The sequence below is a fragment of the Steroidobacter sp. genome (genome assembly GCF_016790065.1).
Lineage (GTDB): Bacteria > Pseudomonadota > Gammaproteobacteria > Steroidobacterales > Steroidobacteraceae > Steroidobacter.
Genome location: NZ_JAEUPY010000143.1, coordinates 1 through 7,856, shown reverse-complemented (window position 1 = coordinate 7,856; position 7,856 = coordinate 1). Strand labels below are relative to the sequence as shown.

Below are 7,856 nucleotides of genomic sequence, written 5' to 3'. Positions count from 1 at the left end.
GTGCCGATGGCCGACGCCGCGCTCGAATCGGTCACGCGATACTTGAAACGCGTGACTCCTTTGAAGCCCCCAGGCAGTGAGCTGATGCTGATGGATGAGTTGGCATTGACGGTAGCGACACCCGCAATGGGTGCTTGCTCTATGGTCACCGTCAGCGGATCGGAATCTGCGTCCGAGTCGTTCGCCAGCACCGCGATGTTTGCAAGCGCTGCGCCGTCCGCACGCATGGCGTCGTTGCCGACGACAGGAATACGATTCAAATGAACATTGATACTGACCGCGCCTGACGCCGTGTGGCCGCTAGCGTCTTTGACCTCCACGCGGAATGTGTCGTCGCCAAGAAAGCCCTGCGAAGGTCGATAAACAAAGGCGCCGGTCGCATTGAAACTGACCAGTGACCCGCTGGTGGGATTGGCGGTGACTGAAAATGTGAGTGTTTCGCCGTTGGGATCGGTCGCAGACACCTGGCCGGTGAGGTCGGTGTTTTGTTTGGTCGAGAAAGCCAGCGATGCCAATACCGGAGCCGAGTTCGTGCGGCCTCCTCCGCCGCCCCCACCTCCACATCCCGTAATACTCAGAACTGAAACTACTATCAGCGCGCCAAGCGCCGATATCCGCCTCGAGGTGTTCTGCATAGCCCCTCTTCTCGCACGTTCGTGCCAGATGCGAGAGCAGAACTTACTGCAAGAAAGCCTGAAACTCAGCCAGCGAATCGCCTACGAAAGCCAGATTGTTTGTTGTTTGTTTGGTCTGCAGCTGAATATATCAAGCTCGCGGACGCCCGACAGCGGCAGTCCGTTGAGCCGAAATCTGTTCGGCCAGCGCTCTAGCTGTCACGGTGCGTGGATGGTTGGCGCCGAGCTGTTTGCCTAGAATTTCCAGGGCCAAATCGATCTCTTGTTGAGCGCCGGCCAAGTTGCCGCGCTTCGCCAGCACGCTGGCCAGTTGCCGCCGAACGTTGCCGACCCGCCAGTGCTGCGGCCCCAATGCGTCGGCCAGAGTCTGCACACCATTGCGTAGTAACTGCTCTGCTTCGGCATCACGGCCGAGATGACTCAGCGCCACTGCCCAACCGTTGCCACTGCTGGCTGTCTCAGGACTGGCACCGCCCAGATTGCTCCGCCGGATCTGCACTGCCTGACGATAGACACTCTCGGCGTCGGCCCAGCGCTCCATCGCTATGTAGAGCACGCCGAGGTTGTTATAAGTGTTGCCGACTTCGATCGCCGTCGGCCCCAGCGTTCGGCGCAGGACGTCTGCGGCCTGCAAATAGACCGTGATCGCTTCTGGGTACTTGGGCGGCAAGTCCGAAAGTGCGTTGCCTAGATTGTTCAAGGCAATGCCCACCTGCGCATGCTCGTCGCCATACAGCTGACGAGTCTGCTCCACCAGTGAACGCAATAACGGTTCGGCCGCGGCCGGATCGCCTTTCACCACCCAGGCATCGGCCAGTGCGCTGGCCGCTTCGATGGTCAATTCGCCGCTCGGCCCATCGGTTCGTAGTTGTTCCCGATACACTTGTTGTAATTGTTCGAGGCCTTCATCCACATGGCCTTGGGCCACAGCAAGTCGCCCGGAGAGCAGCAAAGCGTAAGCTCGATTCGCCTGCGCCTCGGCCGACGTGCCCGAAGTCGCCAACACTTGCCGCACCAAATCCTCAGCCGCGTCGAATTCGCTGCGACGTCGCTGGATGTTCGCCCATTCAATCTTGGCTTGATTCAGCACATCGGGATCGCGCCCCGTACCTGCCAACGTTGCCACAGCCTCGCGGGCTAACTCACTCGCGCGGTTGAGATCACCATCCTCTCGCTTGACCAGTGCCAGATCCAGCAGCGCCTTGGCGTACAAGCCCGGCTCCGACTTCGCTTCAGCTCGGCGCAGCTCCACAGACTGTTCGATCAGCTTGGTCGCGTCGGCATACGCACCTATGCCGCGATAAGCATTGCCCGCCGATTCCAACAACGCGGCTCGCACATCCTCGCGCTGTTGATTCAACTGAAGTTGCAGACGACGCACTCCAGCGTCCAGCAACTGACGCGCGGAGATGTCTTTGGTGCCACTGCTGAGCGGATTGGCGAGCTCGAACAATCCAGCAGTGACATTGGTAACTCGGCGTGCGACTGCCGCTTCCTCATTGGCACGATCTCGCTCGCGTTGCGCCTGTTGTGCCAGTCGCGTCATCGAGAACCCGAACAAGATGGAGACCACAAACGCAGCACTCACGCCGGCCACCGCCCACTTATGAAGTGCCACGAACTTACGTGCTCTATACAGCGTCGAGCCATCGCGAGCGCGGACCGGTTCATTGTTGAGATAACGGACTAGATCTTCGCGTAGCGCTGCCGCCGTTGCGTAACGCTCTTTTGGATCAGGTCGTAACGCCATTTCCAGCACGGCGTCGAGATCGCCGCGCAACGCCTTGGCTCGCGCACCAGCCGCAAACTGCGAAGCTCGCGGAATGCGCCCTTCCAACGCGATCTTGATACGCTCGGTCCGGCTCGAAGCTTTGGGCAGCGGATGATCGCCCGCCAGCAGGACATACAACAGCATGCCGAGCTGATAGACGTCGGTACCCGTGCTCGGCAACTCTCCGAGAATTTGTTCCGGTGCTGCGTACTCCGGCGTCATCACGACTTCGTCGATCTGCGTCAGCCCGTCGCCCGCCACTTGCTGTTCGCCGAGCAACTTGGCGATGCCGAAGTCCAGCAACTTCACCACGCCATCCTGCGTGACCAGAACATTCGAAGGCTTCAAGTCGCGATGAATGACCAATTGACTGTGCGCGTAGGCCACAGCCGATACCGCGTCGATAAACAAACGCACTCGCTCGCGAACCGACAGCCCGCGCAGATCGCAATGACGATCGATACGTTCGCCGTCGATGTACTCCAGCACCAGGAACTGTCGCTGGTCGGCCATGGCTCCGGCATCGAGCAACCGAGCAACGTTGGGATGGGCCAGTCGCCCGAGCAGCCGGCCTTCTTGAGTGAACCGATCCGCCAGCCGGGGCTGCGCGATACTGCTCTCCAGAAACTTCAGCGCCACTTTGCCGTCGAATCGGCCATCACTGCGCGCGGCCAGCCACACTTCGCCCATGCCGCCGCGGCCTATCATTCGCTCGATGGTGTAAGCGCCGACCGTTTGCCCGGCCAGCGAAACATTCGCCGCCGCGACCAAACCTGCCGTCGGTGCCGCCGACGAACTCAAGAAACCTTCGGCGTTCAGCACTTCCTGATCGGCCAGCAACTCGCGCACTGCCCGAGCAATTTCCGGCTCGCGGCCGTCGAGCTCGACCAGCCAACGCTCGCGCGCCCCGCCGTCCAGGTCCAGTACTTCGTCCAGATAGGCCGTCACCCGGCGCCAGGTCGCGGGATCGAGCGGTTCAGCAGTCATTTGCGGTCCAGCTTTTGGTCTCGTTCGGCAGGGATGGAGTCGCGCAACGGCGCTCATCCTACCGTGGAATCGTAAACCGACGACGTAACCCGACATCTGGCCAGGGCCGACAGCGTCGGCGGCATGCTATAAAACCGCCACGCCGGCGAGGATGCCGGGTTGTGAGGAGCGTACTTTGGGTCAGCAGCCAGCACCGGAACCGCGGATGGAATCCGCCGACCTGGGTCTGCACGACGCTGCCGCCCGGCAAGAGCTGTTCGTCAGTCTCTACAACGATTTACGCCGGATCGCCCAACGTGAATTGCGCCGGAATGGCGGCGCCGCGTTGACGCTAGGTGCCACCACGCTGTTGCACGAAGCTTATTTGAACATCAGCGAACGCCAGCGGGTGTTGTTTCCCGATCGTGCTCACTTTCTAGCGTATGCCTCGCGAGCCATGCGCGGCTTGATCATCGACTACGCCCGCAGCCGGCAAGCGCTCAAACGCGGCGGCGCTTTTGAAATCACCTCGTTGCCGACGGACATTCCCGAGCAGGCCGCCGATGTCGAAGAACTGCAACGCCTGAGCGATGCCATCGAACAACTCGCCGTCGCCGAGCCGAGGCTGGCGCAGGTGGTGGATCTGAAATATTTCAGCGGCTTTTCCTTTACCGACATTGCGGCCCTGTGGGGCATGTCCGAAAGGACCATTCAACGCGACTGGGAAAAAGCCCGACTGTTCCTGCATCGAGCCTTGGCGCAGTTGCCCGACCCCTCCTGATTTTTTTTAAAGCGCCGCTGTCGGCTTTGCGCCGCCGATTCCGATGACCTCCAGGCCAACACTTTGCGCACGGCCAGGGGTCAGACGGTGAACAGCGACGTGGTGCCACACTTTAGTATTGCACTTCAGTATGCCCTGAGACTGAAGCCCGGCGACCGCGCCCGCCTGCTCGAAACACTCCGGCAAGACCAAGCGATCGTGCTGGCTCATTCGCTGGGCCTCACCAAACGTGAAGCCCAGATCTTCGCTCTGTTGTCCCAAGGCCTGCGCAACTCGGAAATCGCCAACCGACTGTTCGTTTCGACCCGAACCGTCGATCATCATGTCTCAGCCGTGCTTGGCAAACTCGGCGTTCCGACGCGCGCGGCAGCCATCGCGCTGGCAGCTACTTCAACGACGCCAGATCGATCACGAACCGGTACTTGACGTCGCTCTTGGCCATGCGACCGAAGGCCGTCTCGATGTCTTGCATGCGGATGGTCTCGATGTCCGCGACGATGCCCTGCTTGGCACAGAAATCCAGCATCTCCTGGGTTTCCTTGATACCGCCGATCAACGAACCGCCCAGCGTGCGGCGGCCGAAAATCAACGTGGCCACATTCGGCGACGGATGCGGCTCGCCTGGCACGCCCACCACCGTCATCGTGCCATCTCGCTTCAACAACGCCAGGAACGTATCCAGGTTGTGAGGTGCGGCCACGGTGTTGAGAATGAAGTCCAGGCTATTGGCGTGCTTGGCCATCGCCTCGGCATCTTTAGAAACAACTACTTCATTCGCGCCCAATTCCAGCGCAGCGGCTCGCTTGGATTCTGAGGTAGTGAACGCCACGACGTGCGCACCCATCGCGCTCGCGAGCTTGATGCCCATGTGCCCCAAACCGCCGATGCCAACCACTCCTACGCGCTGCCCAGGCCCGACCTTCCAGTGCTTCAGCGGCGAATAGGTGGTAATGCCAGCACACAGCAGCGGCGCCACTGCCGCCAGATCCTTCTCGGCGTGCGAGATCTTGAGCACGAAATGCTGGTCGACCACGATGTGCGTGGAATAGCCGCCGAAAGTATTGACGGTGCCGCCCTTGGCGTAGCCGTTGTAGGTAGAAGTGAAGCCGTGCTCACCTTCGCAATACTGCTCGAGATCGTCCTTGCACGACTCGCAGGTACGACAACTGTCCACCATACAACCGACACCGACCAGATCGCCGGCTTTGAAACTACCGACCTTGGCACCGACCGAGGTGACGCGCCCGACAATCTCGTGGCCGACGACGCTCGGAAACAAAATGCCCTCCCATTCGCTGCGCACGGTGTGCAAGTCCGAGTGGCACACACCGCAAAACAGAATCTCGATGGCAACGTCCTGGTCGCCCGGTGCACGTCGATCGATAGTAAAAGGCTGCAGAGGGGTGTGCGCGGACTGCGCGGCGTAGGCTTTGACTTGCACTTGGAAATCTCCGGGGTCAGGGCGCCAAACACGTTGGCGCAGGTTGGTATCCTGACCTTGCCGCGCTTCTTTCAGGTAGTCGCATCCCCCATGATGCTTGCCTGATTCCGCAATGTGCCCTCGATCCCGTCCATTCAGGCAAGCCAGTAGCCTGTCATCTGATAGCCGAATAGCGCGAAGCCCAAGGCCATGATGACTACATTGGTTGCATACGCCGAACGCACGAACGAGGTGCTACGCCGCCAGATGTTGAACGCGATCAGGATCAGCGCCAGTGCCGCGAACTGCCCCATCTCGACGCCGATGTTGAACGCGATCATGTTCGGCACCAGCCCGTCCGCTGACAAAGACAAGTCTTGTAGCTTGGTCGACAGTCCAAAGCCGTGAGCAAAGCCGAACAGCAACACCGCTGCGCGCGTGTCGAACTTCATGCCCAATCGCGCGAAGCCGCCGATGTTTTCGAACGCCTTGTACACCACTGACAAACCGATGATGGCGTCGACGATGTAAGCGTTGGCATGAATGCCAGCCAGCACACCGAACAACAACGTCACACTGTGCCCCACGGCGAACAGCGTCACGTACAGCGCCACATCTTTGAGCCGATACAAGAAAAAGATCACTCCGGCCAGGAACAACAAATGATCGTAGCCAGTCACCATGTGCTTGGCGCCCAGATACATCAGCGGAATGAAATGCACGCCCTCGATGCGCTCGAGATAGTCCGCATCGCCGCCCGCCACTCCATGCGCGAACAGCACCGGCGCGAACAGCGCAAGCAGCAGCGACCCAATGCCAAGAAGGCTCAGCTTGGAGCGCATGTCACTTGCTCCCCGCTTTGTTGCCTTCGGTAGTAACGCCGTAGTCGACGATCTTGTCGAAGTAGCCGTTGACGTGCAGCTTGATGGTCACCGGCTGTTCGCTCAGGTTCAACCAGAACCAGCCGTGTTCGCCCTTGAACGGCGCGACCAGCGAGCCGCTGCCGGCAGTGCCGCTCTGTTGTTCTTCATAACGAACCCAGAAATCTTCGTTGCCTGAGCCGGTGGGCTCGTGACCGTGGAAGTCGACGTAGACCAAGCCCCCTTCGGCCTGCCAGGAGAACGTGATGACCTGAGCCGCGTCGAGCAGTGTCTTGATCTCCGTCTGCTGTCCGGGCTGCAGAGTTACCGTCCGGTCTTCGACCTTGGCGAGCTGTGCCTGCTTCTGAAAGACCGCAGGATTGGGCAGTGGCGCCGGTTCGCCGAAATCTGGAATGGCCACTTCGCGGTATGTCTCATTGCCGCCGACCACATCAGTGAACTGCACCGTCTTGGCGGGCGCGTTCAAGGCGGTGAGCCCGAGAGCGCCGCCGATCCGCGTGGGATCGATGTTGTATTCGGCGGGAAGAATGATAGTCACCAACACGGCCGCTGCACCGAGCAGCGCGGCGCCGACACTGATCAGGATTTTTTTCGCCGATGGCGGATTGCTTTCGAAAGGAGAGATTGGCTGAGACACGGATGAGTACCTGTGAAGAAGAAGTGCGGAGGCGCCGTTGGCAGCGCCTCCAGAGATGGTCGCGCTTACTGACTCTTCGCGGCCGAGTCCTTGGGCAAGCCCGCAATGAACTCGGCGCTGGACAACGCGTTGTTCTTGTCCTTGTCGAGCTGCGCAAACTTGGCGGCGGCCTGACTCACGTCTTGATTGGTCGCCTTCAAGTACGCTTCATACTCGGCGAGCGACAGGTCTTCGCTGCCGTCGACATCGTACTTGGCACCCGGGCCGTGCATCCCTTTATGCGCCAACGCCGTACCGACGAACAACGTGAGCGCGGCAATGGAAACGATTCGAATCTTGTTCATGAGGAACTCCTGCTGGTTGCAATCACTACGAATGAAATGAGCGGGCGTAGACACACGTCGCGTGCGCCCTGCTGGCTAACGAGAAAACTTGAATAGCTCAACCCGTGCGCGGCGGCCACGCACGATCAAACTGAGCGTTGGAATTCAGCCGAGGGAAAGTGCTGGCGGACCGCGTAGTGGCGGTCGCCAATAGCCGTGTCGAGAAGACGGCTTGGGAGCGGACGAAGGTGGGAATACGACGGCAACATAGAGTTGTGCCATCAGCAGCGAAACGACCACAGCGCAGGCCAACGGGAGCCAAGCCGCTGAGAACAGGAAACTGGTCTGAGAGCCGAGCGCGCTCTGCAAGGCCACTATAGGGCCATCGGTTGTGTCGGCGCCATGAACGGCACCATCGTCATGATGATGGTGGTCGAAATCG

At 60.2% G+C, this 7,856-nt stretch carries 8 protein-coding genes; 2 read left to right on the top strand and 6 right to left on the bottom strand.

The window, feature by feature from the left end:
• A partial coding sequence (locus JNL55_RS06085) for an Ig-like domain-containing protein (protein WP_293850729.1) occupies positions 1 to 515 on the bottom strand: 515 nt, incomplete at its 3' end.
• Positions 516 to 765: 250 nt separating this feature from the next.
• Positions 766 to 3,393 (bottom strand): serine/threonine-protein kinase, encoded by a 2,628-nt coding sequence (locus JNL55_RS06080; protein WP_293850726.1) that lies wholly within the window; start codon positions 3,391 to 3,393, stop codon positions 766 to 768.
• Positions 3,394 to 3,598: 205 nt separating this feature from the next.
• Between JNL55_RS06080 and JNL55_RS06075 the strand changes: the two genes are divergently transcribed.
• Entirely contained in the window at positions 3,599 to 4,153 is a 555-nt protein-coding gene (locus JNL55_RS06075; protein WP_293850723.1) for an ECF-type sigma factor, read from the top strand.
• Between the two features lie 87 nt (positions 4,154 to 4,240).
• Positions 4,241 to 4,579, top strand: coding sequence for a helix-turn-helix domain-containing protein (locus JNL55_RS06070; RefSeq protein ID WP_293850720.1), 339 nt, complete (start codon positions 4,241 to 4,243; stop codon positions 4,577 to 4,579).
• On the opposite strand, the gene JNL55_RS06065 is transcribed toward JNL55_RS06070, so the two are convergent.
• From JNL55_RS06065 to JNL55_RS06050, 4 genes are all read right to left on the bottom strand, one after another.
• The gene (locus JNL55_RS06065; RefSeq protein WP_293850716.1) at positions 4,539 to 5,594 is read right to left on the bottom strand and encodes an NAD(P)-dependent alcohol dehydrogenase; all 1,056 of its coding nucleotides are present in this window, start codon (positions 5,592 to 5,594) and stop codon (positions 4,539 to 4,541) included. The two genes, JNL55_RS06070 and JNL55_RS06065, sit on opposite strands and share 41 nt — an antisense overlap.
• Positions 5,595 to 5,728: 134 nt before the next feature.
• On the bottom strand, positions 5,729 to 6,415 hold the full coding sequence (locus JNL55_RS06060; RefSeq protein ID WP_293850713.1) for a HupE/UreJ family protein: 687 nt from the start codon (positions 6,413 to 6,415) through the stop codon (positions 5,729 to 5,731).
• 1 nt (position 6,416) lies between these two features.
• Complete coding sequence (locus JNL55_RS06055) at positions 6,417 to 7,091, bottom strand: hypothetical protein (RefSeq protein ID WP_293850711.1); 675 nt, start codon at positions 7,089 to 7,091, stop codon at positions 6,417 to 6,419.
• A 65-nt stretch (positions 7,092 to 7,156) separates the two neighbouring features.
• Positions 7,157 to 7,435 carry a hypothetical protein gene (locus JNL55_RS06050; protein WP_293850708.1) on the bottom strand — a complete coding sequence of 93 codons (279 nt, stop codon included), beginning with the start codon at positions 7,433 to 7,435 and terminating at the stop codon, positions 7,157 to 7,159.
• Positions 7,436 to 7,856: the final 421 nt, after the last annotated feature.